The sequence below is a fragment of the Nannocystis pusilla genome (assembly GCF_020073745.1).
GTDB lineage: Bacteria > Myxococcota_A > Polyangia > Nannocystales > Nannocystaceae > Nannocystis > Nannocystis radixulma.
Genome location: NZ_JAIRAU010000027.1, coordinates 199,879 through 225,709, shown reverse-complemented (window position 1 = coordinate 225,709; position 25,831 = coordinate 199,879). Strand labels below are relative to the sequence as shown.

Sequence of the window (25,831 nt, the reverse complement as noted above, 5' to 3'; positions counted from 1 at the left end):
GGCTGCGAGGACATGCCGCCAGGGCCATGTCCCGGGGAACATGCCCGCGAGGACATGTCCCTGGGGACGACCGTCAGCGCCGGCGCCGGCGGCCGGCCAGCAGCCCGAGGCCGGCCAGGGCCAGCAGGCCGGCCGCGCCGGGCTGATCGTCGCTGCGGCAGCCGCAGCCGCTGGCGTCCTCCTGCCCCCCGCTCGTGGCCGAGTCGACGCCCTCGCTGTCGGTGTCGGTGTCGCTGTCGCTCGCGCTGGTCGTCGGCGCGTCGTCGGGGAAGCGCGGCCAGCCGTGCGCCAGGTTCCACTCCTCGATCTTCTTGTTGATCGCGGCCGTGTTGTTGACCAGGTGCATCGGCTTGCCCTTGAGGGCCACCTGCTGGATCTCCTCGGCCCACCACATCTCGCCGATGAAGTCGGGCCACGGCGCGCCGTTGGGCACGAAGATCTCGCGGGCGTCGGGCAGCGTGACCACGCTGTTGCCGTCGCACAGGTTGTACTCGGTGGCCGGGCGGAAGCTGTCGACGTCTCCCAGGTCCGGGTTGATGTGGAAGATCGGGTCCGCGATCATCTCGTTGGGCGAGATGACGGTGTACATGCGCGTCAGGTACTCGTAGCTGTCGATCAGCTCCTGCGCGTGCACGCCGGGCGCGATGATGCGGTCGTTCAGCGCCGTGGCGAAGCCGCTGCCGTCGCCCCACAGCATCAGATCGATCTGGTCGGCGTACGCGGCCAGGTTGCCGTAGAACTCCTCCGGCGCGACGCCGTCGGGCGGCGGCAGGAAGTCGGCCAGGATGCCCTCGATCAGGGGGTGGTTGTAGAAGCAGAACCCCGGCTCCCAGCAGCTCGTCAGGCCCTGGTTGTTGAGCGTGTCGATCACCGACTGCGGCTCGAGCCCGACGAACACCGCCTCGTTCCACGACGGGTTGAACACGTTGAACGAGAACTGCTGCAGCACCGCCGACGGGCCGGCGTACTCGGTCACGAACGCGAGGCCGTCGGCCTGCAGCTCGTCGACCGCCTTGGTGATGACCTCCTTGTAGTTGGCCGCCAGGTTCAGCCAATCGATCTTGAGCGGGTTGACCAGCACGTGGCGGTAGTTGCTCGGCGCCGCGCGGGCGTTGCCGAGCAGGAACACGCGGATGTCCATGTTCTCGACCGACGCGAAGCGCGTGAGGCGGAGCGGGAAGCAGTTCTCGTTCGACGGGTAGCGCAGCACGATCGGGTGCACGTCGCCCTCGTCGGCCCCCGACGCCAGCTTGAGCGCGACGATCTTCTGGCCCTCGTCCAGGTACTGCTGCAGCACCTCGTCCGAGCCCTCGATCCACTGAAAGTCGTTGTCGAGCAGCCACGTCTTGATCGGATCGATGTTGGCGCCCTCGAGCACCACGATCTCGAACGCGCCCGCGACCGTCTTGAGCAGCACCGGATCCTCGGGTGCCGGTTCGCCGCCGTCGGTGCCGGTGCCGCCCGCGCTGTCGTCCTGACCGGTCCCCGTCGCGTTGGTGGTGAGCCCGCCCGAGATGCCGTTCTCGCCGCACTGCTCGAAGCTCTGGTTGAGCTGGTACACCGGCACCGACGACTGCAGCAGCGCGTCGAACAGCGGCTGCGAGCCGACCTCGAACTCGGGGACCTCCTGGATCGGGATCAGCCACGCGAACTTCTGCGCGTTGGTGTCGGGGTCGATGCTGATCTGGATGTGGACCTCGACCTCGTTCTGATTGAGGACGAAGAGCACGTTCTCGCCGTCCTGGTTGACGGGCATCGAGTTGGGGATCCCGCCGTCGCACGCCGTGCCGCCGCACGCCTCGGCCGTCCGCGGAATCGCCGCGACAGACGCCGCGCCGAGAGCTGCACACAGGGCTCGTCCCATCATCGTCCAGGTTCGCATCGCCAATCTCCGATCTCGCAAGTTAAGCAGTCGACCTCGACAGCGTCGCACAAGCTCGAGCACGACGCCAGGAGCCGCGGATCGAGGCCTGAAGGCCACGGCGCGAGGACGTGTGCAGACCCTTGAAACGCGTTCCATTGCACCACCGCGACCGTCGCCTCGGCGACGCGCGAGCGGTGCTCAGGTGCGGAAGATGTAAGACCGCTGACCGTGTACTCGGGCGACCCCGCGCGGCCGCGGCTGCATCGCCCCACGCAGCTCCGCCATCATCTCGAGCGTCGGGCTCGGGTCGCTCGGCGACTGCGGCGGCACGACGTCGAGCGTGAAGCGGATGTCGGGCGACGGCTCGATCGACCGCAAGTACTGCAGGCAGAACTCGCGCGCCTCGTTCTCGTCGGTGGCCAGCACCGTCAGCCCCGTCGTGTAGCCGTCGGTGTTCTCGGGCCAGTGCTCGGGCCGCTCGCCGGCCTCGGCGCGGGCCACCACCGTGTACATGCTGACCTGCGGCGAGCGCCCGTGGTCGGCCTCGTTGAGACAGTCGAGGATGTGCGGCGTGATCCACTCGCGCTGACCGGCCAGCCGGGCCACCTCGCGCGCCTCGCCCTGGCGGCCGTTCTGCCACAACGCCTCGAAGATCTCCTCGGCGACCAGGCTGCAGTAGCCGAGCTGACCCGGGTCCTGCGCGTAGCGCCGCTCGAGCAGTTCGAGCGCGCCGTACAGGAGCCCGAGCGCCTCGTCGAGGTCGCAGTCGGCCGCCGACAAGCGCCAGCCGCCGAGCACCGCCAGCGTCAGCGCGTTGCCCTTGTCGAGCTGGCGCGCCCGCTCGAGCGCCGCGAGGGCCTGCTCGTAGCGACCGATGCGATACAGCGTGATCGCCTTGTTGTACTGCGCCCCCGCGTTCTCGGGGTCGAGGCTCAGCGCGAAGTCGAAGCGATCGATCGCCTCGTCGAGGCGGTCGAGGTCCGAGAGACAGATGCCGTGCTCGACCAGGATCTCGACGTTGATCGAGTCGTCGCTGAGGTAGAGCTCGTAGATCTGCTCGGCCTCTTCGAGCCGGCCCTGGCGCCGCAGCAACGCCCCCAGCGCCGCGATCGCCTCGAACATGCCGCCGTGCGGGTCGCACTCGTTGGCGCGGCGGTAACAGACCTCGGCGTCCATCTCGCGTCCGAGCCGCTCGAGCACCGCGCCGAGGTTGTAGTGCTGCAGCCCGCCGCCCGGGTCCTGATCGATCGCCGCCTCGAACGCCTCGCGCGCGCGCTCGAGGTCGCCGACCAGGTCCTGCACGTTGCCCAGCGCGATCAGGACGTCGACCTCGCGGGGGAACTCGTTGGCGGCTCTGCGCGCCAGCGTCAGCGCGTGATCGAGTTCTCCCGTCTCACACAACCCGCGGACCCACATGCAGTACATCCGCACGAGGTCATCGGGCGGGAGGTCGGGCTCCCAACAGCTACGCAACAAACGGACCGCCGAATCCGCGGCCCCCTGGTTCAGCAGGGTCGCGATCGCGTCGAGTTGGGGAAGCGAAGACATGGGAAAGCCAGGGGTTATGGTTTTTGCACGGGCCCTCGCGCTTGGCAATCCTGGGGATATCGCCCGCTCGCTTTCTCGCCCGACCCCGGATTTATGCGCCATCCGGTTCGCCGCTGGTGCCAGACCTTGGAGCAGAACGTCGCACGTTGCGGCGGCCTGCGAGCCAGGCGAGCGTCCGCCGCGGCAACGCGCGGGCGACCAGCGCCACCAGAGCCGAGGCCGCGCCGTCGTGCGATACGGCCCGTCCTGCCAGCGCGTCGCGCAACGCTAGGGCCACCACCTGCTCCGGCGTCGCGGCGGCGGAGATCGGCCCGCGCATGCCGGCCACCGCGAAGAACTCGGTCGCCACCGGTCCGGGACACACCGCGCACACCTCGATCCCGCGCGACCGCAGCTCCTCGCGCAGCGCGTGGGCCAGGGAGATCACGAAGCTCTTGCTGGCGGCATAGGCCGCGAAATAGGGCGAAGGCACGTACCCTGCCGCCGACGCCACCAGCACGATCCGGGACCCGCGCGACATCGATGGCAAGAGCCCGTGTGTCAGCAAGGAAAGTGCGCGAATGTTCAGGTCGAGCATGCGCGCCAGCGACTCGGCGTCCTGGTCGGCGAACGGACCGAGGTGACCCACCCCGGCGCTGGCCACGAACATGCGCACGACGGGCCGTTGTTCTCGCACTCGCGCGAGCACGGCCTCGACCCCGGCCGGCGTGGCCAGGTCGGCCGCGATCGGCACCCCGAGCTCGCGCGGCAGCTCGCGCGCGATCGCGTCCAGGCGCCGCTCGCGGCGGGCGATCAGCCAGATCTGCGCCAGGTCGGCGAACGCCGGGTGCGCGGCGATCGCCCGCGCGAACACCTCGCCGAGCCCCGACGACGCCCCCGTCACGACGGCGATCGATCGCCCCGTCATGCCGGTGCGCCGAGGCGATCGCGGACGATGCCGAGGAACATCGCCACGCCCGTCGGGATCAGGTCGTCGTCGAAATCGAAGTCCGGGTGGTGGCACACCGGCGTGTCTTCGTCGCCGCGGCGGGCCCCGAGGAAGAAGTACGCCGCCGGCACGGCCTGCGCGAAGTAGGCGAAGTCTTCCCCGCCCGCGAGCGGCAGCTCCGCGTTCGACACCCGTTCCGCCCCGAGCACGGCGGCGCCGACGCGGACCACCGCCTCCACGCAGCGCGCGTCGTTCATCAGCACCGGGTAGCCGATCTCGATCTGCAGGTCGATGTCGACCGCGAAGGTCGCCGCCACCCCGCTGACCACCTCGCGCACGCGCTCGAGCACCCGCTCGGTCGTGCTCGGCGCGAACGTGCGGATCGTGCCCTTCATGCGCGCGACGTCGGGGATCACGTTGTGCGTCGTGCCCGCCGAGAATTGCGTGATCGACACCACCCCGCCGCCGGCGTACCCGAGCCCCCGCGACACCACCGTCTGCAGCGCGCCGATCAAATGGGCACCCGCCACGATCGGATCGCGGCACAGCTGCGGCTGGCTGCCGTGACCGCCCTTGCCGCGGATCGTGATGTCCAGCATGTGCACCTGCGCCAGCATCGGCCCCGGCTGCACGCGCAGCTCGCCTTTCGGGTAGGCCGGCCAATTGTGCAGTCCGTAGATCTCGCGCACCCCTGCGAGCGCGCCCTCCTCGATCATCACCTTCGCCCCGCCGCCGCGCACCCCTTCCTCGGCTGGCTGAAAGAGCAGGCGGATGTTGCCGCGCACGGACTCGCGGTGGCGCGCGAGGATGTCGGCCACCCCGAGCAGGATCGCCGTGTGACCGTCGTGGCCGCACTTGTGCGCCTTGCCCTGGTGCACCGAGCGGTGCGGCAGGTCGGTGCTCTCGTGCATCGGCAGGCAGTCGAGGTCGGCCCGCAACGCGATCGTCGGCCCCGGGTGATTCGGGTGCAGGTCGGCGACCAGCCCCGTCTCTGCGCAATTGCGCGGCTGATACCCGCGCTCCTCGAGCCACGCGCGCACCAGCGCTTGCGTGCGCACCTCCTCGAAGCCGAGCTCCGGGTGGCGGTGGATGTCGTGGCGGATCTCTCGCAGGCGCTCGCTGAGCGCCGCGATCTCGGCGCGGGGGTCGGTCCAGGACATGGCAGCAAGCTAGACCATGATCCGCGCCGGCGCGACCTCCCTAGGCCCGCGCGTCACGGCTTTGTGCACCGCCTGGTCGGGCAGGTCGCCCGGCACGTCGGCGACGCCTCGCGGGAGCACGGCGTCGCCCCCGCCCGACCGCCGTCACGCTGGCGGACGGGCGCCGATTCGCCGCCATGCTCGACCTCGAACCTGCCCCGAAGACCAGCCGAGTGCCGGACCTGGGGCGGGCGATTGCGCCGGCCCCGGTCGTCGTGCCAACCTTGGCCCATGCAAGAGCCGCAGGCAAACCCCGCCGCGCCCGGTCCGGTCGGGCCTCCGCAAGCCCAGCCGCCGGTCGGCTCCTCGCCGACGCAGGCCACCGACGAGCTCTTCTTCGAGGGCATCGCCAAGCACAGCGCCAACATCGGCACCTACTTCTGGTGGGTGGGCGTCTGCATCCTCGGCGGCGGCATCGCCTTCGGCCTGCTGCAGATCGAGGCCCTGCACGGCAAGCCGCTGTGGCTGCTGGCGCTGATCGGCACGCCGATGCTGCTGTGGTCGTACCTGCAGCACATCACCACGCGCTACAAGATCTCGCGCCGGCGCGTCGAGTTCCAGAAGGGCGTCGTCACCCGTCGGCTCGACTCGCTCGAGCTGTGGCGCGTCCTCGACGTCCGCTACGAGCAGAACCTGCTCGACCGCATCTTCGACAACGCCAAGATCACCCTCATCGGCACCGACCAGACCCACCCGAACCTCCTGCTCTACGGCCTGCCGAACCACCGCCAGCTGTTCGAGCGCCTGCGCGAGGCCGTCCAGTTCGCGCGCAGCAGCAACCGGCCGATGGAGCTCGCGCCCGGCGCCCACGAGGGCGACGTCCTCGGGCATCATCATCACTGAGCCTCGCCTCGCGCGCATCTTCGCGCCGCGACTCCGGGTATTCTCGGCGCGATGAAGCCGCAGAACCCGTCCGCCCTGCACATCCTCGCCTTCGTGTACTTGACCTTCAGCCACGTCACCGACGGCGAGCTCAGCGACGAGGAGATCGACACCATCGCCCGCGTGCTGCACGGGTGGCTGCCCGAGGCCACGAACGACGCGATCTCTCGCGTCATCGTCGACACCGCCGCGTGGGTCAACGGCATCGACGGCGACGAGGAGCGGCTCGCGCAGGCCGAGACCTACGCCCACCTGATGAAGGAGCAGATGAGCGAGAAGCAGCGCAGCGCCGTGCTGGTCAACCTCATCGAGCTCGCCCGCGCCGACGGCAAGATCACCGCGACCGAGGAGCAGTTCATCGGCCACCTCACGCGGATCCTCGGCCTCGGTTGAGCTACCGTCGCCGTGCATGCGGCCCGACGACGCGCTCTACCTCCCCGACGGCGATCCGGACAGTGCCGTCCGCTTCATCGCCACCCCGTGGACGCGCGGCCCCTGGGACATGCGGACCCAGCACGGCGGCCCGCCCACCGCGCTCATGGTCCGCGCCATGGAGCGCCGGGCCGCCGAGCTCGGCGACTTTCAGCTGTCGCGGGTCACCGCCGACTTCCTGCGCGCGATCCCCATCGACCGCTGCCACCTCGACGTCGCGCTGACGCGCCCCGGCCGGCGCGCCATGGGCCTCGAGTGCACCCTCGCCGTCGACGGCCGCGCGTGCGCCCGCGCCAGCGCCCTCTTCATCCGCCGCGCCGCCGTCCCCGTCCCGCCGGAGCTCCTGCTCGCCGACGAGCCCGTCGACCCCACCCGCCTGCGCGAGCACGTGTTCGACTTCTTCCCCGATCCGGTCGGCTACCACAGCGCCATGGAGCTGCGCCTCGGGACAGGTCCTTTCGAACCTGGCTCCGGGGACGGGTGGCTCCGCCTGCGCGGCCGGCTGGTCGCTGGTGAGGCGCCGAGCCCCGCCCAGCGCGTCGCCGTCGCCGCCGACGCCATCAACGGCGTCGGCTTCGCCCTCGACATCGCCCGCTGGACCTTCGTCAACGCCGACCTGACCGTCTACCTCCACCGCGAGCTCGAGGGCGAGTACGTCCGGCTGCGCACCCGCCACCTCTCGCAGCCGGACGGCCGCGGCCTCGTCGACGCCGCCCTCGGCGACCGCCGGGGCCCGATCGGCCGCGCCCTCGAGGCCCAGGTCCTCGATCCGCGCCAGCCTGTCTCGAAGGACAGCTAGACCAGCGAGTAGCCGCCGTCGGCCACGACGTCGGCCGCGGTCATGAACGACGACTCGTCGGACGCGAGGAACACCGCCGCGCTGGCGATCTCGTCCGGGGTCCCGCTGCGGCCGAGCGGCGTCGCGGCGTGTGTGGAATTCTTGACGTGGTTCGCCGTCGCCTCGTCGAGCCCCATGTTGACGAGGATCGGCGTCTCGGTGAGGCCGGGGCTGAGGCAGTTGACGCGGATCTTCCGCGGCGCCAGCTCGGCCGCGAACGTGCGGGCGAAGTGCCGCACCGCCGCCTTGGTCGCGCCGTACACGGACATATAGGGCGTCGCCTTCTGATGCAGCCCCGACGCGATCAACACCACCGACCCGCCCGCCGACATCAGCGGCAGCGCCTTCTGCACCGTGAAGAACACCCCCTTGATGTTGGTGTCCAGCAGCATGTCGAACGACGTCTCGTCGATCGCGTCGACCGGGCCCATCACGCTGCGCCCGGCGTTGGCGACCACCACGTCGACGCGCCCGAACTTCTCCTTCACCGCCGCGTACAGCCGCTCGATGTCGGCCACGCGCGTCACGTCGCCCTCGACCGCCAGCGTGTCGGGCCCCAGCTCCTGCTGCGCCGCGTGCAGCGACGACGCGCTGCGCCCCGCGATCGCCACCTTCCCCCCCTCGCGCACGAACGCCCTGGCGATAGCGAGCCCGATCCCGCTGTTGCCGCCCGTGATGACCGCGATCTTGTCCTTCAGTCTCATACGTCCCCTCGCTGGCCTCACACTACGCCCAAGCGCCCGCGCTTGGCCATCGGTCTGCACGCGCGGAACCGCCCGAGCGCCTCATCACATGTCCCTTGAGACATGTCCTCGACGCTCGCTCGCCGGCCCTTTGCTTCGCGGTCCCCGCGCTCGCCCGACGGCGAGCGAGCGGCCCGGCGCAGCCGCTCCGCGCCCGCGACGACGCAGCCCTCGCCGCCTGCTCGCGCCAGCCTCACCCGCGCTAACCTGCCTCCGCGATGGAGCCCGAGCCCGACCTGCGCACCCCGACCCAGCGCGGCGTGTCGCGGCTTTATCGCCTCGTCGCCGGCGACCGCCCCGAGGGCAACTACGTCCTCACGCGCTTCGTCGTCCTCCGCGTCTTCGGCCTCGTGTGCGTCGCGGCCTTCGCCACCGCGGTCACGCAGCTCGTCCCGCTCGTCGGCGCCCACGGCATCACCCCGCTCGTCCCGATCGACGACTTCTTCGCCCGCCCCACGCTCTTCTGGTGGAGCGCCACCGACGCGGCGCTGTGGACCGTCAGCCTCATCGGCGTCGTCCTCTCGTGCTTGCTCCTGATCGGCTGCGAGAACGGTTTCCTCCTCCTCGTCCTCTGGTCCCTCTACCTCTCGATCGTCCAGGTCGGCGGCCGCTGGTACGCCTTCGGCTGGGAGATCCAGCTGCTCGAGACCGCGGTCCTGTGCGCCCTCCTCGGCCCGCTCGCCCGCCTGCGTCCGTTGGCCGCCGAGCGCCCGCCCGCGTACGTCGCCGTCGTCCTGCTGCGCTGGCTCGCCTTCCGCATCATGCTCGGCGCCGGCCTCATCAAGCTGCGCGGCGACCCGTGCTGGACGGAGCTCACCTGTCTCGAGAGTCACTTCGAGACCCAGCCGATCCCCAACCCCGTCAGCTTCTACTTTCACCACCTCCCGCCCGTCGTCCTGCGCGCCGGCGTCGTCTTCAACCACATCGCCGAGCTCGTCCTCCCATGGTTCGTGTTCGGCCCGCGGCGCCTGCGGCTCGCCGCCGCCCTCGGCATGATCGCGTTTCAGCTGACCCTCATCGTCAGCGGCAACCTCTCCTTCCTCAACTGGCTCACCCTCGTCCCGCTGCTCGCCTGCCTCGACGACGCCTTCCTGCGCCGCCTCCTGCCCGCGCGCCTGAGCGCGCGCGCCGGCGACGGCACCGCGCCTGCCACCCGGGCGGCCACCGTCACCGCCGCCTGCTACGCCCTCGTCGTGCTGTGGCTCAGCATCGACGTCGTCGCCAACCTGGCCGGACGGCGCCAGCAGATGAACGCCTCCTTCGATCGCCTACACCTCGTCAACACCTACGGCGCCTTCGGCAGCATCAGCACCATCCGCCTCGAGCTGCAGATCGAGGGCACCGACGCCGCCGCGCCCGACGCCTCCGCCACCTGGCGCCCCTACGACCTGCCCTGCAAGCCAGGTCCCGTCGACCGCCGGCCGTGCTGGATCTCCCCCTACCACCGCCGCCTCGACTGGCTGATGTGGTTCGCCGCGCTCGACGTCGCCGCCCACGGCACCCTGGCCCGAGAGACATGGCTCTTCAACCTCCTCGATCGCCTGCTCGCCGCAGAGCCGACCGTCCTGAGCCTGTTCGCCGATCCGCCGCAGTTCCGCGGCGGCGCCCCCACCTTCGTCCGCGTCGAAATCTACCGCTACTGGTTCGCCCCGCTCGGCGACCCTGCGTGGTGGCGGCGGGAGCGCCTCGACCAGCTGATCCGCCCGGTCGCGCGCGACGATCCCGACCTCCGCGGCCTGCTCGACGGCGAATGATCGTCCGCCTCGCCGCGCGCGCTGTCGCACAACGCCACGTCGCGTCCTGCCACGCCTGTGAATGACGCCTGGCCCGCTCGCCTTCCTCGCCCCGGTCCGCGCCGCGTGCAAGCGCCGACCTCGCGCCGGGCCTGGAACGGCGCTTGAATCGTGCGCGGCGGAGGATCTTCGTGACCCGGGCACCCGCGCTCCCACTCCTCTTACTCCTCGCCTGCGGCGACCTCCCGGCGGGCAGCGACAGCGACGGCCCCGCGACCGAGGCCACGACTGCCGGCACCACCGGCGACGACCCCACCGCCGGCACCACCGGCGACACCGGCGGCGAGCCGATCCTGCTCGACCCGCGCGACCGCCTCCTGCGGATCTCCATGGCCCTCCGCGGCGTGCGGCCGAGCGACGCCGACTACGCCGCCCTCGCGGCTGACCCGAAGGCCATGTCGAAGCTCGTCGACGTCTACCTCGACTCGCCCGACTTCGGCGCCACCGTGCGCGACCTCCACAACGACGCATTGCTCGTGCTCGCCGACTTCGCCGCGCCCCCGGCCGGCTTCCTCGCCAAGGACGGCCTCGCCGGCATGGACCTCGTCGCGGCCAACCGCGCGATCATGGAGGCCCCGCTGCGGCTCATCGAGCACGTCGTCGCCAGCGATCGCCCCTACAGCGAGATCGTCACCGCCGACTACACCCTCGTCAGCGCCGCCTCGGCCGCCGCGTGGGGCTTGCCCTTCGATCCTGCCGGCGACGCCTGGCAGGTCCAGGACCCGCCGAGCGACCTGCGCAACGCCGGCGTGCTCGCCGATTCGTGGCTGTTCCAGCGCCACGGCTCCACCCGGACCAACGCCAACCGCGGGCGCGCCAACGCCGTCGCGCGCGCATTCCTCTGCGTCGACTTCAACGACCGCGACCTCGAGATCGACCCCAGCGTCAACCTCGCCGATCCCGAGGCCGTCGCCGGCGCCGTGCAGGACAACCAGACCTGCGCCGCCTGTCATCAGATCCTCGACCCGCTGGCCGCCTTCTTCTGGGGTTACAAGCCGGGCTTCGTCCCGCTGCTCGTCGGCTACCCGCAGGACCACTACGCCGAGGGTTGGTTCACCACCGTCCTCGGCGTCCCGCGCCGCGACCCGCACTACTTCGGCAGCGTCGGCGACTCGCTGGCCGACCTCGGCGCCCTCCTCAGCGTCGACCCGCGCTTCAGCCTGTGCGCCGCCCGCCGCGCCCACGCCTACTTCCACCAGACCGACCTCGGCGCCGTCCCGCTCGAACGCGCGAGCGAGCTGCAAGCTGTCCTTCAGGACAGTGACGACTACAAGGCCATGATCAAGGCGCTCGTGCTCGCCGACGACTTCGCGCGGGCCGACGGCGAGCTCGGGCGCAAGCGAGCCCGCCCGCACCAGCTCGCGCGCCTGGTCGAGGACCTCACCGGCTTTCGCTGGCGCACCGACCTCTCCGCGTTCGGCGCCGGCGTCCTCGACCTCATGGACGACAGCCTGATCGGCTACCACGTCCTCGCCGGCGGCCTCGACGCGGTCTTCGTCACCGCCGCCTCGTACACCTACAGCGCCACCACCAGCCTGGTCCTGCGGGCCCTCGCGCGCCAGGCCGCGGGCGACGTCGTCGAGGACGACTTCGCCGTCGACGACAAGGCCGCGCGGCGCCTGTTCACCCTCGTGTCCGTCGTCGACACCGGCCAGGCCAAGCTGCGGCCGCAGATCGCCCTCCTGCACCGGCGCCTGTTCGGCCGCGACCTCGCCGACGACCACCCCGAGGTCGGCGAGACCCTCGAGCTGTTCAAGGCCGCGCTCGCCCTGGCCCCCGGCGACGTCAAGCGGGCGTGGAAGGTCACCCTCACCGCCCTCCTGCAGGACGTCCGGATCGCCTTCTACTGACCCGGTGAACATGTCCACTCCAACATGTTCCTTCCACCCTGTCCTAACGAGCATGTCATGAACGCCCTGTCCCGACGTACCTGGCTCAAGAGCAGCTTTTACGCCCTCGCCGCCGCCGGCGCGCTCGTCGACGGCAGCGCCGCCGCCCAGGTCGGCCCGGCCCGCCGGCTCGTCCTCGTGCTCGTCCAGGGCGGCTGGGACACCACTTACGCCATCGACCCCAAGCCGGGGGTCGGCGGCGTCGACGGCCCCGACGGCGCCGTCCAGCAGTTCCACGGCCTCGACGTCCTGACCCACGCCGCGCGCCCGTCGGTCGGCGATTTCTTCGCCGCCTGGGGCGACCGCTGCGCGATCGTCCGCGGCGTCTCGGTCGCCTCCGTCGCCCACCCCGACTGCACCCGCCGGATCCTCACCGGCGTGCTCGACGACACCGCCCCCGACGTCGCCGCCATCGCCGCCGCCCGCCTCGCCCCCGATCTCCCCGCCCCCTACCTGATCCTCGGCCGCACCGCCTTCAGCGGCCCCTACGGCGCCCTGTCCGCGAGGACAGGTTCCGCCAACCAGATCGTCACCCTCCTCGATCCCAAGGTCACCTTCCCGGCCATGGGCGCCCCCCTGCTCCCGCTCGTCCCCACCGACGCCGAGGAGGCCCTGATCCGCGCCCACGTCGAGCTCCGGGCCGAGCGCGAGCTCGCGGCCGCGGCCGGCAGCCGGCGCGTCCAGGACTTCCTCGACTCGCTGCCGCGCGGCGACATGTTGCGCGAGCTCGCCGAGGTCGGCGAGCTCGAGCTGACCCGCACCTTCGACACCCAAATTAAACTCGCCGTCGACGCCCTCGCCCGCGGCCTCTGTCACTCCGTCCAGCTCGAGAGCGGCGACTGGGACACCCACACCGGCAACGACGCCCAGGGCCCCAAGCACGACGCCCTGTTCAAGAGCCTCGCCGCCCTCATGCAGTCGCTCTCGGCCGCGAAGCTGCTCGACGACACCGTCGTCGTCGTCGCCTCCGAGATGGGCCGCACCCCGCGGCTCAACGCCGCCCAGGGCAAGGATCACTGGCCCGTCACCAGCGCCCTCGTCCTCGGCGCCGGCGTCGCCGGCGGTCGGGTCGTCGGCGCCACCACCGACGCCCTCGACGCCGCCCCCGTCGACTTCACCACCGGCGCGATCGACCCCGGCGGCCGCCCGATCGCCTACGCCGACTTCGCCGCCGGCCTCCTGCAGCACGTCGGCGTCGATCCGTCCGAGTTCATCCCCACCGGAGCGCCCCTCGATGCCCTCTCGGCCTGACCCGCGCCTGCTCGCCCTCCTCTGCCTGTCCCTTGCGTCCTGTACTGGCGACCCTGTCCCTTCAGACAGCGACACGAACACCGCCGCCGCGACCACCACCGACGCGAGCGCAACGGCCGTCCCGACCACCGGCGACGCGACCGCCGACTATCCCAGCCTCGCCGAGCGACCTTGCCCCGAGGACAGCATCCTCACCGCCGAGAATTTCGGCGCCCCGTTCATGCTGACCCACTGCACCGGCTGTCACCACGTCGCCCTGAAGGAGGGCGGCCGGGCCGGCGCCCCGCTCGGCGTCGACTTCGAGAGCCTCGACAAGGTGCGCGCCCAGGCCGCGCAGATCTGGGCCCGCGCCGCCGACCAGAACGCCACCATGCCCCCCGTCGGTCCGCCCCCCGCCGACGAGCGGGCCCAGCTCGGCGAGTGGCTCGCCTGCGGCGCCCCCACGGCCGCCGACCTGTGAGCGCCGGGTTGGTCCGAACTCGGCCGCGCTCTCCTGTTGGTACGCAAGGACCTACCGCCGCCCGGACGGTCGCCGGCAGACCCCGGATAGTCGGCCAGGCTATCCCACCACGGAGCGCCGTCATGACCGATCAAGAGCGAATTCAGGTCTTGTTCAAGGAGTACGACACCCTTCGCGCCGAGATTCTGCAGCGTATTTCGAACCGACTTCAATGCGTGGCATTCACGGGTGCGCTCGGCGGCGTGGCGATGTTCTCGGAGAAACCGCTCGACACCGCCAAGTAGCCTGCCCTGGCGCCATGCAGACCTGCCAGCCGTTCTTCGGCGACGCGCCGCCCCCGCCCGGGCTGGCGCACCTCGGCCAGTGTCGGCTGCCCTGAGCGCCCTGCCCCCAGGGGCATGCCCTTCCGGACATGCTCCCATCGCCCTGCCCTCCAGGACATGCCCCTGCAGGCATGTTCATCCGACCATCAGGCGGCCCTCGGGGAACGTCACCCGCCCGGTCTTCTGCGCCCCGAGCGCCAGCGCCAGCGACGTCGGGCCGACGCGGCCGATGAACATCAGCGCGATCAGCACCCACTTGCCGATCGCGTGCAGGTCTTCGGTGATCCCGAGCGACAGGCCGACGGTCCCGACCGCGCTGACCACCTCGAACAGCACGTGGGAGAACGGCAGGTTGTGGGTCGCCAGCATGATCACCACCGCGATCACCGTGATGAAGCCGGCGACGGTGACGATGGTGGCGGCGCGGTAGACGATGTCGTTGGGGATCGCGCGGCGCATCAGCACCGCGCGCGGCTGGTTGTACAGGAGGGCCGGCAGGGCCGCGGCCAGCACCGCCAGGGTCGTCACCTTGATCCCGCCGCCGGTCCCGCCGGGGGCCGCGCCGATGAACATCCACACCATCATCACCGCCATCGTCGCCTGCTCCACGGTCGCGAAGTCGACCGTGTTGAACCCGCCGGAGCGCAGCGTGATCGACTGGAACAGCGCGTTCATCCACTTCTCGGGCGTCGTCATCCCCGCCAGCGTCGCGTTCCACTCGAGCAGCGCGTACAGCAGCGTCCCGACCAGGGTCAGCGCCAGCGTCATCCACAGCACCACCCGCGTCTGCAGCGAGAAGCGGCGGTGTTCGCCGCGCGCGCGCAGCCACAGCGCCGCCAGCACCGAGAACCCGACGCTGCCGACCACCACCAGCGCCATGATCACGCCGAGCACCACCGGGTCGCTCTGCTGCGAGACCAGCGAGTCGGGCCACAGCGCGAAGCCGGCGTGGCAGAACGCCCCCACCGCGTGGAACATCCCGTACCAGATCGCGTCGAGCGGCTCCATCCCGTGCTGTGAGAAGCGCAGCGCCAGGATCCCGGCCCCCAGCGCCTCGAGCGCCAGCGTCGCCACGACGATGAAGCTCGCCAGCTCGTAGGCCGCCCCGGGGCTCTGGATGTCGAGGATCTCCTCGAGCGCCTGCTCGCTGCGCAGCGCCAGGCGGCCGCCGAGCAGGATGGTTGCGAACGTCGACAGCACCATGATCCCGAGCCCGCCGAGCTGGATCAGGATCAGGATCACCGCCTGGCCGAACGGCGAGAACGTGCTCGCCGTGTCGAGCACCGCCAGCCCGGTGATGCACGCCGCGCTGGTGGCGGTGAACAGCGCGTCGAGGAACGACAGCGGCTCGCCGCGGGCCGACGCCGGGAAGCTCAGCACCAGCGCGCCGGTCACCGCCATCGACCCGAACGTCGACAGCAGCAGCAGCGCCGGGCGGTGCAGGAAGCTCTGCACGAGGTCGTCGAACAGCGGCCCGCGGGCGAGCACGAACCCGAACACCACCACCTGGTACAGCGCCAGCGCCACCAGCCCCGCGCTCAGCGTCGCGCTCCACGGCGCCCCGAGCAGCACCAGCGCCAGCCACGCCAGGTGCCGCGGCTGCTGGCGCACCACCGCCAGCATGAACGGCCCCGTCAGCGCCACCACCCCGAGCCCGAGCAGCAGGCACGTCAGGTCGGACACCCACGAGGCCGCGATCTCGAAGCCCACGATCGACAGGTTGGCGATCAGCGACACCGCCAGGATGTGGCGCGCCGCCGGCCCGTAGCGCTGGATCCACACCGACGCGGGCGTCGGCGCCTTCTGCTCGTGGCGGCGGACCCGCTGCGCCCGTGTGTCGTCGACGAAGAACTCGTTGGCGACCTGGACGACGCTCCACAGCATCACGCTGCCCGCGACCGGGAAGTCGTGAACCAACGCCGGCAGGAACGCGCTGACATTAACGGAAAGTAAGATCAGCGATCCCCGCGCCGCCCAGCGCCGGCCCTGCAGCGCGCCGAGCGAGAACACGAGGGCCAGCAGCACCAGCGCCGCCGCGTAGATCGCCCCGAGCAGCGTCACCTGGCTCGCCGCGCCGAAGTGCCCGCGCGGCGCCTCGGTCACGATCATGCCGAGCACGCCGACGACCGCGAGGCCGATGAGGCGAGCGGCCTGCAGGCGGCGGGTCGGGCGCGGGGCCGGCGTCGACGACATGGGGGGCGACCGGCCGGCGACCATACCACGACCGACCGCGCGCGGGCCGGCGGCGAGCGCGAGGTGCGGGACCGCCGCTTGCGCCCGAATCCTGGGTTATCCTCGCCGACCGATGAGCGCAGCCGGCTTCGCCGACCACATCCGCGATCTGAGCATCGTCCTCAGCACTGCCGCCGTCACGAGCCTGATCTCGCAGCGCCTCAAACAGCCGCCGGTGCTCGGCTACCTGCTCGCCGGCATCCTCCTCGGCCCGCACGTCCCGGGGATCACGCTCGGCGGCGAGGAGAGCACGGAGCTCACCCACAGCCTGTCCGAGCTCGGCGTCATCCTGCTGATGTTCACCATCGGCCTCGAGTTCAACCTGCGCAAGATCGCCCGGATCGGCCCCGTCGCCGGCTTCACCGCCGTCGTCGAGGTCGGCCTCATGCTCTCGCTCGGGTTCGTCGCCTCGCGCCTGCTCGGCTTCAGCTCGATCGAGTCGCTGTTCGTCGGCGCTTGCGTCGGCATCTCCTCGACCATGCTGGTGGCCAAGGCTTTCGAGGAGCAGAAGCTGCGCGGCGGCTTCGTCGAGGTCGTGTTCGGCGTCCTCGTGTTCGAGGACATCATCGCCATCCTCCTGCTCGCGGTGCTCACCGCGGTGTCGTCCGGCAACGGCCTGACCACCGGAGAGTTCGCGCTGGAGATCGGCAAGCTGCTCGGCTTCTTGCTCGCGCTCCTGGCCATCGGCCTGCTCGTCGTCCCGCGCTTCATCCGCGGCGTCGTCCGCCTCAGCCGCAACGAGACCACGCTGATCGCCGGCATCGCCGTGTGCTTCACCATGGCCACGCTGGCCGCCGAGGCCGGCTACTCGGTCGCGCTCGGGGCCTTCCTCGCCGGCATGCTGGTGTCCGAGTCGGGCCAGGGCAGCAAGGTCGAGCACCTCGTGCAGCCGCTGCGCGACATCTTCGCCGCGATCTTCTTCATCGCCGTCGGCCTCTCGATCAACCCGATCGACGTCGTCACCCACTGGGTCCCGGTCGTCGTACTGACCGTGCTCGTCCTGATCGGCAAGACCGTCGGCGTCGCCCTCGGCGCCTTCCTCACCGGCAACGGCGTCAAGCACTCGGTGCGCTCCGGCATGAGCCTGGCCCAGATCGGCGAGTTCTCGTTCATCATCGCCGGCCTCGGCATCGCCCGCGGCGCCACCGGCAGCTTCATCTACCCGGTCGCCGTCGCCGTCTCGCTGCTCACCTCGCTCACCACCCCGTGGATGGTCCGCAACTCCGAGCGGATCGCCGACGCCGTCGATCGCCGCCTCCCGGCGCGCCTCCAGACCTTCGTCACCTTCTACGAGGCGTGGATCGAGCAGCTCAAGAGCGCCCGCGGGCCGGTGTCCACCTGGCAGCGGATCCGTCGCACGATCATCCTGCTCGGCGTCGACGTCGCGCTGCTGATCGCCAGCCTCGCCGGCGCGCGGCTGGTCCACCGCCGCGTCATCGAGGCGCTGCACGACCGCTTCACCCTGCCGACCTGGCTGGTCGAGCCGGCCTTCACCATCGCCACCCTCCTCGTCGCCGCGATCTTCCTCGTCGGCGTCATCCGCCAGAGCGTCAACCTCGCCAACATCCTCGCGCGGATCGTCCTGCCCGAGCGCCCGGCCGACGGCGCGTCCAGGCCCGACCTCGGCGCCGCCCCGCGCAACCTCATCATCGTCGTCTTCCAGCTGGCGCTCGGCCTCGCCGTCGGTTTGCCGCTGGTCGCCATCACCCAGCCGTTCGTCCCGCCGGGCTCCACCTTCGCGGTGTTCGTCCTCATCATCCTCGCGCTGGTCGTCAACGTGTGGCGCAGCCTCAAGAACCTCCAGGGCCACGTGCGCGCCGGCGCCGAGCTGGTGGTCGAGATGCTCGGCCGTCAGAGCCGCAAGGCCACCGAGTCGCACCACGGCACCCCGATCGAGCCGCTGCCGACCGTCGAGGAGATACTGCCCGGCCTCCCCGGCATGACCCCCGTGCAGATCGTCGAGGGTCACGCCGGCCTGGGCAAGAGCATCGCCCAGCTCAACCTGCGCCTGCGCACCAGCGTCGCCGTCCTCACCATCCACCGCGCCGACGGCACCGAGGTCCCGCAGCCCGTCCACCGCCACAAGCTCGCCGTCGGCGACGTGGTCACCCTCGCGGGTTCGCGCGAGGCCGTCGACAAGGCCACCGCCATCCTCCAGAGCGGCCCCGCCGTCGATCCGACCTTCCTCAGCTACACCAGTTGAGCGCGGCCCGGCGTGTTATCGTGCCGGGGCGCATGACCAGCCCGTCGCCGTCGACCGCCCCGCGCGCGAGCATCTTCTCGATCGACGTCGAGGACTGGTTCCACATCCTCGACGTCCCCGCCACCCCGCCGCCCGCGGCCTGGGACGACCTGCCCTCGCGCGTCGAGGCCAACTTCCTGCGCCTGCTCGACCTGCTCGACGAGACAGGTGTGCGCAGCACCTGCTTCTTCCTCGGCTACGTCGCCGCCCGCTTCCCCCACCTGCCGCGCGAGGCCGCCCGCCGCGGCCACGAGGTCGCCTCGCACGGCTACGACCACCAGCTCGTCCACCGCCAGACCCGCGCCGAGTTCCTCGCCGACGTCGCCCGCGCAAAACATGTCCTCGAGGACACCATCGGCGCCGCCGTCGACGGCTACCGCTCGCCCGGCTTCTCGCTGTCCGAAGGGACAGGTTGGTTCTTCGAGGCCCTGCTCGAGGCCGGCTACCGCTACGACTCCTCGGTGTTCCCGGCCGCCCACGGCCACGGCGGCCTCAAGACCGCCCGCACCGCCCCGCACTGGCGCAGCTACCCGTCCGGGCGGCTGGGCGAGTTCCCGATCTCCGTCACCGAGACCCTCGGCCGGCGCATGTGCTTCTTCGGCGGTGGCTACCTGCGCCTGTTCCCCTACGCCGCGATCCACCACATGGCCCGCCGGGTCGAGCGCGACGGCCGGCCGGTCGTCTTCTATGTCCACCCGCGCGAGGTCGACCCCGACCACCCGCGCCTGCCGATGAGCGCGGTGCGCCGCTTCAAGTCGTACGTCAACCTCGCCACCACCGAGGCCAAGCTGCGCCGGATCTTCCGCGACTTCCCCCTCACCACGTTCCGCGACTACCTGTCGCGCCACGGAGCCGAGCTCGCCGATGAGCGCTTCCACTGACTCGACCGCTCGCACCCGCGACTTCTTCCACGGCTACGCCGGCCGCTTCGACGCCATCTACGGCAACGAGCACACCCCGTGGAACGCCCTCGTCAACCGCTTCTTCCGCGCCAGCATGCGCCTGCGCTTCGAGCGGACCCTCGCCGGCTGTGAACCGGTGGAGGGCGCCAGCGTCCTCGACATCGGCTGCGGCCCCGGCCACTACGCCGTCGAACTGGCGCGCCGCGGCGCCGGCCGCGTCGTCGGCATCGACTTCGCGGACAACATGATCGCCCGCGCCCGCGAGCACGGCGCCGGCGCCGGCGTCGCCGATCGCTGCGAGTTCCTCGTCGGCGACGTCGACCGCTGGCAGCCGGACTCCCCGTTCGACTACGTCGTCGTCATGGGATTCATGGACTACGTCGCCGACCCGGCGGCGCTCGTCCGCAAGATCGTCGGCTTCACCCGCCGCCGCGCCTTCTTCTCGTTCCCCGCCGCCGGCGGCCTGCTCGCCTGGCAGCGCCGGCTCCGCTACCGCAATCGCTGCCCACTTTATCTGTACACCCCGGCGCGCCTGCGCGCGCTGCTGCAGTCGGTCCCCGGCGCCGGCTTCGCCATCGAGCCGATCGCCCGCGACTACTTCGTCACCGTCACCCCAATCTCTGCTTAAGCGTCCGTCGAGCTCGCGCATTGCGACGCGGTAAGATCGCCGCGTGACCGCGCCCGAATCCGCCTGTGACCCGATCGCCGAGCTCGCGCACCTGCGCCGACGCGTCACCGAATTGGAGGCCGAGCTCGCCGTCCTGCGGCCGTCCGAGGCCGAGCTGCGGGCGATGTTCCGGGCGATGACCGACGTCGTCCTGGTGATGGACCGCGACGGCCGCTACCTGCGGATCGGCGACACCGCGCCCGACCTGCTCTACCGCCCCTCGCTGGACCTGATCGGCCGGCGCATGCACGAGGTCATGCCCGCCGCCGCCGCCGACTTCTTCCTCGCGCACATCCGCCAGGCCCTCGAGCGCCAGAGCGTCGTCAGCATGGATTACAGCATGCCGCTCGAGGACCGCGAGGTGTGGTTCTCCGCCAACATCTCGCCGCTGTCGCCCGACTCCGTCGTGCTCGTGTGCCGCGACGTCACCGAGCGCAAGCGCAACGAGCTGCTGCTGCAGGAGAGCCTGCGCCAGCAGGAGCTGCTGCGCGCCCACGAGGCCGCGCTCCTCCGGCTCTCGACCCCGCTGATCCCGATCAGCGACGCCATCGTCGTCATGCCGCTGGTCGGCCGGCTCGATCGGGTCCGCGTCGAGCACGTCATGCAGACCCTGCTCGAGGGCGTGCAGCGGGCCCGCGCCCAGGTCGTGATCCTCGACGTCACCGGCGTCGCGGTCGTCGACGACGCGGTCGCCGACGCGCTCGTGCGGGCCGCCCGGGCCGTGGGCCTGCTGGGCGCGCGCGTGGTGCTCACGGGGATCCGCCCCGAGGTCGCCGCGACGCTCGCCTCGCTCGCCGCCGACCTGGCCGGCCTCGTCACCCGCGGCACCCTGCAGGACGGCATCCGCCACGCGCAGGCGACCCTGGTCCGCTCTCGCGCCTGACCCCCGCGAGGTCCGCGTCGCCGCGCCGGCGCACGCCTCCTGCTCGCGGGGATCCGTCCCGAGCTCGCCGCGACCCTGCCTTCGCTCGGGACCCACCTGATGGGGCCCATCCACCACGCGCAGACGAACCGGGCCCGCTCTCGCCCGCGCCTGACCTGTCCGCGAGGCCAGCATCGTCCGCACGCGCGGGCCCGCGGGCCCGTGGCGATCCGTGTTAGAACCTCGAGTCGTATGGTGAGGCTCCCTCGGCTCGGAATCGCCGGCGCGCTGATCTTGCTCGGCAGCGCCTGCCAAGACGACAACCCCGCCGCGGACAGCGACCAGGCCGCGAGCAACACCGCCGACACCGGCGACAGCGACGGGCCGACCGGCACCGGCGCGCCGACCGGCACCGACGGCGAATCGGACAGCGACGGCGATCCGGGCGACCCGTTCGCCCCCGCCGAGCCGGTCCTGCCGCGCCTCACCGTGTCGCAGTACCGCAACGCGATCGAGCACCTGCTCGGCCCCGGCCTGCCCGGCACCCCGCTCGAGCCCGACACCAACCCGTATCTCTTCTACAACATCGGCGCCACCAGCACCTTCATCTCCGAGCTCGGCGTGCAGCAGTACGAGGAGGCCGCCGACCACCTCTCGCGGGCCGTGTTCGACGACCCCGCGCGGCGCGAGGCCCTCGTCGGCTGCGTGCCCGCGGCCCCCGGCGACGCCTGCGTGCAGGGCTTCCTCGGCGCCTTCGGCCGCCGCGCCTATCGCCGCCCGTTCACCGCCGACGAGCTGACCCGCTGGACCGACGTGGCCAATCAGCTGTCGCAGGGCGACGCCTGGCGCGGCCTGCAATTCGCGGTCGCCGGCATCCTGCAGTCGCCGCACTTCCTCTACCGCGTCGAGCTCGGCGAGCCCGACCCCGGCGACCCCACGCGGCTGCGCCTCACCGGCTGGGAGATGGCCACCCGCGTCTCCTTCCTGCTGTGGAACGGCCCGCCCGACGACCTCTTGCTCGACGCCGCCGGCAACGGCGACCTCTACACCGACGCCGGCCTGCTCGCCGAGGCCGAGCGTCTCCTCGACGACCCGCGCGCCCGCGTCGCGCTGCAGGAGTTCTTCGCCCAGTACCTCGACCTCGCGCGGCTCGACCACGTCACCCGCGACCCCACGCGCTGGCCGATGTTCAGCCCGACCATGACGAGGTCGATGCGCACCGAGGTCCAGCTGCTCGTCGACGACCTGATCCACCGCAGCGACAGCGACATCCGCCAGCTCTTCAGCACCCGCCGCACCTTCGTCAACGCCGAGCTGGCCAAGCTCTACGACGTCGCCGCCGAGGGCGCCTCGCCGATCACCTTCGTCCCCGTCGAGATGCCGGCCGACGGCCCCCGCGCCGGCATCCTCACCCTCGGCGCCTTCCTCACCATGAACGCGCACGAGACCATCACCTCGCCGACCAACCGCGGCAAGTACCTGCGCGAGCGCGTCCTCTGCCAGATCATCCCGCCGCCGCCCGGCGACGTCGACACCGACCTCGGCGACGACGAGACCATGGACGCCCAGACCGTGCGCGAGAAGCTCGAGCAGCACCAGAAAGACCCGACCTGCGCCGGCTGCCACTCGATCATCGACCCGCCCGGGTTCCTGTTCGAGCACTTCGACTCGATCGGCGCCTACCGCACGCTCGACAACGGCTACCCGATCGACGCCAGCGGCAACCTCGACAACATCCCGCTGGACGGCGCGCGCGACCTCGCCGAGGCGCTCAAGACCGACCCCCGCGTCGGCCGCTGCATCGTCAACCAGCTGTACCGCCACGCCACCGGGCGCCTGGCCGAACCGTCCGAACAGCCGGCCCTCGAGGCGCTCGAGCAGCGCTTCATCGCGGCCGACCACCGCTTCAAGCAATTGCTGCTCGACCTCGTCGTCAGCGAGGCGTTCCGCACCGTCGCCGAGGAGACCGACGCATGAGCTTCGTGATCCGCAAACCGCCCCTCTCGCGTCGCACCGTCCTGCGCGGCGCCATCGGCGGCGCCGCCGTGGCCCTCGCCCTGCCCCCGCTCGAGGCGATGTTCGGCGAGGCCCACGCCGGCGATCCGACCGGCGACCCGATCTTCGGCCTGTTCTACTGGGCCAACGGCGTCCCGTGGCACGCCGGCCACGGCGCCGACCAGGGCGCCAACAGCCCCGGCGGCGACGTCTGGACCCCGCCGACCGTCGGCGCCGACTTCACCCCGTCGCCGCTGCTCGCCCCGCTGGCCGCCCACAAGGTCAGCGTCGCCACCGGCCTCGAGCCCAAGACCGAGGTCCCGCAGCCCGACAACGGCCAGAGCGACGGCCACATGCGCGGCTTCATGGTCGCCATGACCGGCGACCGGATCCGCCCCGAGGGCTTCGACCACCCGTCGCACACGCTGACCTGCCTGCGGCCGACCCTCGACCAGTACGTCGCCACCCACGCGCAGTTCTACGGCAACTCGCCGTCGCGGTTCCGCTCGCTGTGCCTCGGCGTCAGCGAGGCCCGCTTCCACGACTACGGCCACTGGAACGCGATCTCGTTCACCGGCCCCGACTCGCCGGTGGCCGCAGTGCACAGCCCCGCGCAGCTCTACTCGATGCTGTTCGACGTGCCGGCCGACCTGATGGCGCTGACCCGCCGGGTCACCCTCATCGACGCCGTCCTGGCCGACGCCGAGGGCCTGCGCGGCCGCCTCGGCGGCACCGACAAGCAGCGGCTCGAGGCCCACCTCGACCACCTGCGCGAGGTCCAGCGCCGCCTCGACCTGTCCTCCGGGACATGTGATATCATTCCCGCGGCGCCCGGCGACTCCGCCGACCTGATCGCCCGCACCGACATCATGGCCGGCCTGCTGGCCGCCGCGCTCAACTGCGGCCTCACCCGCGTGTTCTCGTTCATGCTGAGCTCGCCGGCCACCACCCACGTGTTCAACAACCTCGGCGTCCCCAACGGGATGCACCAGGTCTGCCACGACGGCCAGTGGGAGTACGTCCGCAGCATCACCGAGTACCAGATGCTGGCCTTCGCCCGCCTGCTCGACCACCTCGCCGCCGCCGTCGACCCGATGGGCGTCAGCGTCCTCGACCGCGCCTGCGTCTACGGCGTGTCCGAGTACGGCGAGGGCTACAAGCACAGCACCGCCGAGATGCCGGTGGTGCTGGCCGGCGGCTGCGGCGGCGCCCTGGTCCGCGGCTACCACTACCGCGAGCAGGGCGGCAACCTGTGCAAGGTCCACGTCACGATCCTGCGCGCGCTCGGCATCGACACGCCCAGCTACGGCTTCAACGGCGGCGAGACCACCGAGCACCTCACCGGCATCCTGGCCTGAGCGCCATGCCCCAAAACACCTGGCCTCATCACCCTGGTCTCGGGGCCATGTCCGTTCGGGCATGCCTCGCCGCGCTGGCCCTCGCCCTGCCCGCCTGCGCCGGCGGCGAGGCCGCGACCGAGAGCTCGAGCGCGACCGTCTCGCCCGGCACCGCCCCGGGCACGAGCGACGCCGCCGACACCACCACCGCCGCCCCCGACTCCACCACCGACGTCGGCACCACGGGCGACCCCGCCACCACCGACGTCGCGCCCACCTCCACCGCCGAGCCGGTCACCGCCGGCAGCGACGACCCGCCGCTCGAGTGCGACCCGCTGACGATCTGCGGCGTGCAGTGCGTCGACCTCGCCACCGACCCGGCCAATTGCGGCCAGTGCGGCGTGAGCTGCGTGATCCCGCAGGCCACCGCGGCCTGCAGCGCGAGCGCCTGCGCGATCGGCAAGTGCGACGACGGCTGGTTCGACTGCGACGACGACCCGAACAACGGCTGCGAGCAGCAGCTCGCCCCCGGGCAGATGTGCGGCCTCGTCTGCAAGCCCGACAAGCCCGAGCTGTGCAACCTGTTCGACGACAACTGCGACGGCCAGTGCGACGAGGGCGCCCTGCCCGGCTGCCGCGTCGGGGTCCACCGCGCCGCGAGCCCGACGCTCGGCCACTTCTACACCGTCGACGCCGCCGAGGCCATGTCCGGCGATTTCGTGCCCGAGTTCCTCAACTTCTATTATTTGTACGCCGCCCCCGGCGCCGGCCTGGTCCCGTTCTACCGCTGCCTCAAGGGCGACGGCCGCCGCTTCTATACCACCAGCGGCACCTGCGAGAACGCGGCCACGCCCGAGGGCGCCCTCGGCCACATCGCCACCGACCCGCAGTGCGGCGCCGTGCCGCTGTTCCGCCTCTACGGCAGCGGCGACCACTTCTACACCACGAGCGAGGCCGAGCGCGACAACGCCGTCGCCATGTTCGGCTACCAGTACGAGGCCGTCGCCGGCTACGTGTGGGCCGCCCCGTGATCGCTCGCGCCGCGGCGCCGGGCTGATCCCGCGCTGGCGTCCGGACCGGCCGACCGCCGCGTCGCGCCCTCCTCGACCCGCCTGCGCCGCCTCGCCGGCCCGCCCGCGTCGCCTCCTCGCCGGCCCCGTGTCGCGCCTCCTCGACCCGCCTGCGCCGCCTCGCCGGCGCGACCGCGTCGCGGCTCGCACCGCGCCCCCGCGCTCGCGTGCGACCTCGCGACCTCGTGGTGCGCCGCGACGCTTCACCTCGCCGTGATCCCGCCCGGCCGATGCACTTGCACCATGCATTCCCACGAGGGTTTCCCCGCGGGCTGAAAATGCGCTGGGTACCACCCTGAGCCCTCGCGGCACCCAACTCTGGCGAATGCCCGTCCCCTCCGACCCTCATCGCTCGCCGCCGTTGCAACATTGCA

General features: G+C 71.6%; 21 protein-coding genes. 15 read left to right on the top strand and 6 right to left on the bottom strand.

What is annotated here, in order from left to right; all coding sequences use genetic code 11:
* Window positions 1-73: 73 nt before the first annotated feature.
* The 4 genes from K7C98_RS19750 to K7C98_RS19735 form a co-directional block, all read right to left on the bottom strand.
* Window positions 74-1,882, bottom strand: coding sequence for a DUF2330 domain-containing protein (locus K7C98_RS19750; protein ID WP_224193245.1), 1,809 nt, complete (start codon window positions 1,880-1,882; stop codon window positions 74-76).
* A gap of 180 nt (window positions 1,883-2,062) precedes the next feature.
* Window positions 2,063-3,412, bottom strand: coding sequence for a tetratricopeptide repeat protein (locus tag K7C98_RS19745; RefSeq protein WP_224193244.1), 1,350 nt, complete (start codon window positions 3,410-3,412; stop codon window positions 2,063-2,065).
* 91 nt (window positions 3,413-3,503) lie between these two features.
* Window positions 3,504-4,319, bottom strand: a complete 816-nt coding sequence (locus tag K7C98_RS19740) for an SDR family NAD(P)-dependent oxidoreductase (protein ID WP_224193243.1) — start codon at window positions 4,317-4,319, stop codon at window positions 3,504-3,506.
* The gene (locus K7C98_RS19735; RefSeq protein WP_224193242.1) at window positions 4,316-5,500 is read right to left on the bottom strand and encodes a M20 metallopeptidase family protein; all 1,185 of its coding nucleotides are present in this window, start codon (window positions 5,498-5,500) and stop codon (window positions 4,316-4,318) included. Before K7C98_RS19735 ends, K7C98_RS19740 begins: the two co-directional genes overlap by 4 nt.
* Before the next feature lie 270 nt (window positions 5,501-5,770).
* Here K7C98_RS19735 and K7C98_RS19730 point away from each other — a divergent pair, with 270 nt between their 5' ends.
* The 3 genes from K7C98_RS19730 to K7C98_RS19720 are packed head-to-tail and all read left to right on the top strand — an operon-like array spanning window position 5,771 to window position 7,652.
* Complete coding sequence (locus tag K7C98_RS19730) at window positions 5,771-6,382, top strand: PH domain-containing protein (protein WP_224193241.1); 612 nt, start codon at window positions 5,771-5,773, stop codon at window positions 6,380-6,382.
* Window positions 6,383-6,433: 51 nt separating this feature from the next.
* A complete protein-coding gene (locus K7C98_RS19725) occupies window positions 6,434-6,814 on the top strand; it encodes a TerB family tellurite resistance protein (protein ID WP_224193240.1) in 381 nt (126 codons plus the stop codon).
* A 16-nt stretch (window positions 6,815-6,830) separates the two neighbouring features.
* Window positions 6,831-7,652 carry a thioesterase family protein gene (locus K7C98_RS19720; RefSeq protein ID WP_224193239.1) on the top strand — a complete coding sequence of 274 codons (822 nt, stop codon included), beginning with the start codon at window positions 6,831-6,833 and terminating at the stop codon, window positions 7,650-7,652.
* Here the strand turns inward: K7C98_RS19720 and K7C98_RS19715 are convergent.
* On the bottom strand, window positions 7,649-8,395 hold the full coding sequence (locus tag K7C98_RS19715) for an SDR family NAD(P)-dependent oxidoreductase (RefSeq protein WP_224193238.1): 747 nt from the start codon (window positions 8,393-8,395) through the stop codon (window positions 7,649-7,651). The genes K7C98_RS19720 and K7C98_RS19715 overlap by 4 nt on opposite strands.
* Window positions 8,396-8,652: 257 nt before the next feature.
* Here K7C98_RS19715 and K7C98_RS19710 point away from each other — a divergent pair, with 257 nt between their 5' ends.
* The 5 genes from K7C98_RS19710 to K7C98_RS19690 all read left to right on the top strand — a co-directional run bounded on the left by K7C98_RS19710 (window position 8,653) and on the right by K7C98_RS19690 (window position 14,111).
* Window positions 8,653-10,188, top strand: a complete 1,536-nt coding sequence (locus tag K7C98_RS19710; protein WP_224193237.1) for a lipase maturation factor family protein — start codon at window positions 8,653-8,655, stop codon at window positions 10,186-10,188.
* 170 nt (window positions 10,189-10,358) lie between these two features.
* Window positions 10,359-12,077 (top strand): hypothetical protein, encoded by a 1,719-nt coding sequence (locus K7C98_RS19705; RefSeq protein WP_224193236.1) that lies wholly within the window; start codon window positions 10,359-10,361, stop codon window positions 12,075-12,077.
* Window positions 12,078-12,134: 57 nt separating this feature from the next.
* Window positions 12,135-13,367 (top strand): DUF1501 domain-containing protein, encoded by a 1,233-nt coding sequence (locus K7C98_RS19700; RefSeq protein ID WP_224193235.1) that lies wholly within the window; start codon window positions 12,135-12,137, stop codon window positions 13,365-13,367.
* Window positions 13,351-13,827 carry a hypothetical protein gene (locus K7C98_RS19695; RefSeq protein WP_224193234.1) on the top strand — a complete coding sequence of 159 codons (477 nt, stop codon included), beginning with the start codon at window positions 13,351-13,353 and terminating at the stop codon, window positions 13,825-13,827. The genes K7C98_RS19700 and K7C98_RS19695 overlap by 17 nt, the downstream gene beginning before the upstream one ends.
* A gap of 122 nt (window positions 13,828-13,949) precedes the next feature.
* Complete coding sequence (locus K7C98_RS19690) at window positions 13,950-14,111, top strand: hypothetical protein (RefSeq protein ID WP_224193233.1); 162 nt, start codon at window positions 13,950-13,952, stop codon at window positions 14,109-14,111.
* Between the two features lie 174 nt (window positions 14,112-14,285).
* Here K7C98_RS19690 and K7C98_RS19685 read toward each other — a convergent pair whose 3' ends face one another.
* Complete coding sequence (locus K7C98_RS19685) at window positions 14,286-16,343, bottom strand: TrkH family potassium uptake protein (RefSeq protein ID WP_224193232.1); 2,058 nt, start codon at window positions 16,341-16,343, stop codon at window positions 14,286-14,288.
* A gap of 112 nt (window positions 16,344-16,455) precedes the next feature.
* Between K7C98_RS19685 and K7C98_RS19680 the strand changes: the two genes are divergently transcribed.
* The 7 genes from K7C98_RS19680 (at window position 16,456) to K7C98_RS19650 (ending at window position 25,418) form a co-directional block, all read left to right on the top strand.
* Window positions 16,456-18,585, top strand: coding sequence for a cation:proton antiporter (locus tag K7C98_RS19680; protein ID WP_224193231.1), 2,130 nt, complete (start codon window positions 16,456-16,458; stop codon window positions 18,583-18,585).
* A 32-nt stretch (window positions 18,586-18,617) separates the two neighbouring features.
* Window positions 18,618-19,505, top strand: a complete 888-nt coding sequence (locus K7C98_RS19675; protein ID WP_224193230.1) for an XrtA system polysaccharide deacetylase — start codon at window positions 18,618-18,620, stop codon at window positions 19,503-19,505.
* The gene (locus K7C98_RS19670; protein WP_224193229.1) at window positions 19,489-20,154 is read left to right on the top strand and encodes a class I SAM-dependent methyltransferase; all 666 of its coding nucleotides are present in this window, start codon (window positions 19,489-19,491) and stop codon (window positions 20,152-20,154) included. Before K7C98_RS19675 ends, K7C98_RS19670 begins: the two co-directional genes overlap by 17 nt.
* Window positions 20,155-20,197: 43 nt before the next feature.
* Window positions 20,198-21,076, top strand: a complete 879-nt coding sequence (locus K7C98_RS19665; RefSeq protein WP_224193228.1) for a PAS domain-containing protein — start codon at window positions 20,198-20,200, stop codon at window positions 21,074-21,076.
* Between the two features lie 231 nt (window positions 21,077-21,307).
* Window positions 21,308-23,032, top strand: a complete 1,725-nt coding sequence (locus K7C98_RS19660) for a DUF1592 domain-containing protein (RefSeq protein WP_224193227.1) — start codon at window positions 21,308-21,310, stop codon at window positions 23,030-23,032.
* Window positions 23,029-24,408, top strand: coding sequence for a DUF1552 domain-containing protein (locus K7C98_RS19655; RefSeq protein WP_224193226.1), 1,380 nt, complete (start codon window positions 23,029-23,031; stop codon window positions 24,406-24,408). The genes K7C98_RS19660 and K7C98_RS19655 overlap by 4 nt, the downstream gene beginning before the upstream one ends.
* Before the next feature lie 47 nt (window positions 24,409-24,455).
* Entirely contained in the window at window positions 24,456-25,418 is a 963-nt protein-coding gene (locus K7C98_RS19650) for a hypothetical protein (RefSeq protein WP_224193225.1), read from the top strand.
* Window positions 25,419-25,831: the final 413 nt, after the last annotated feature.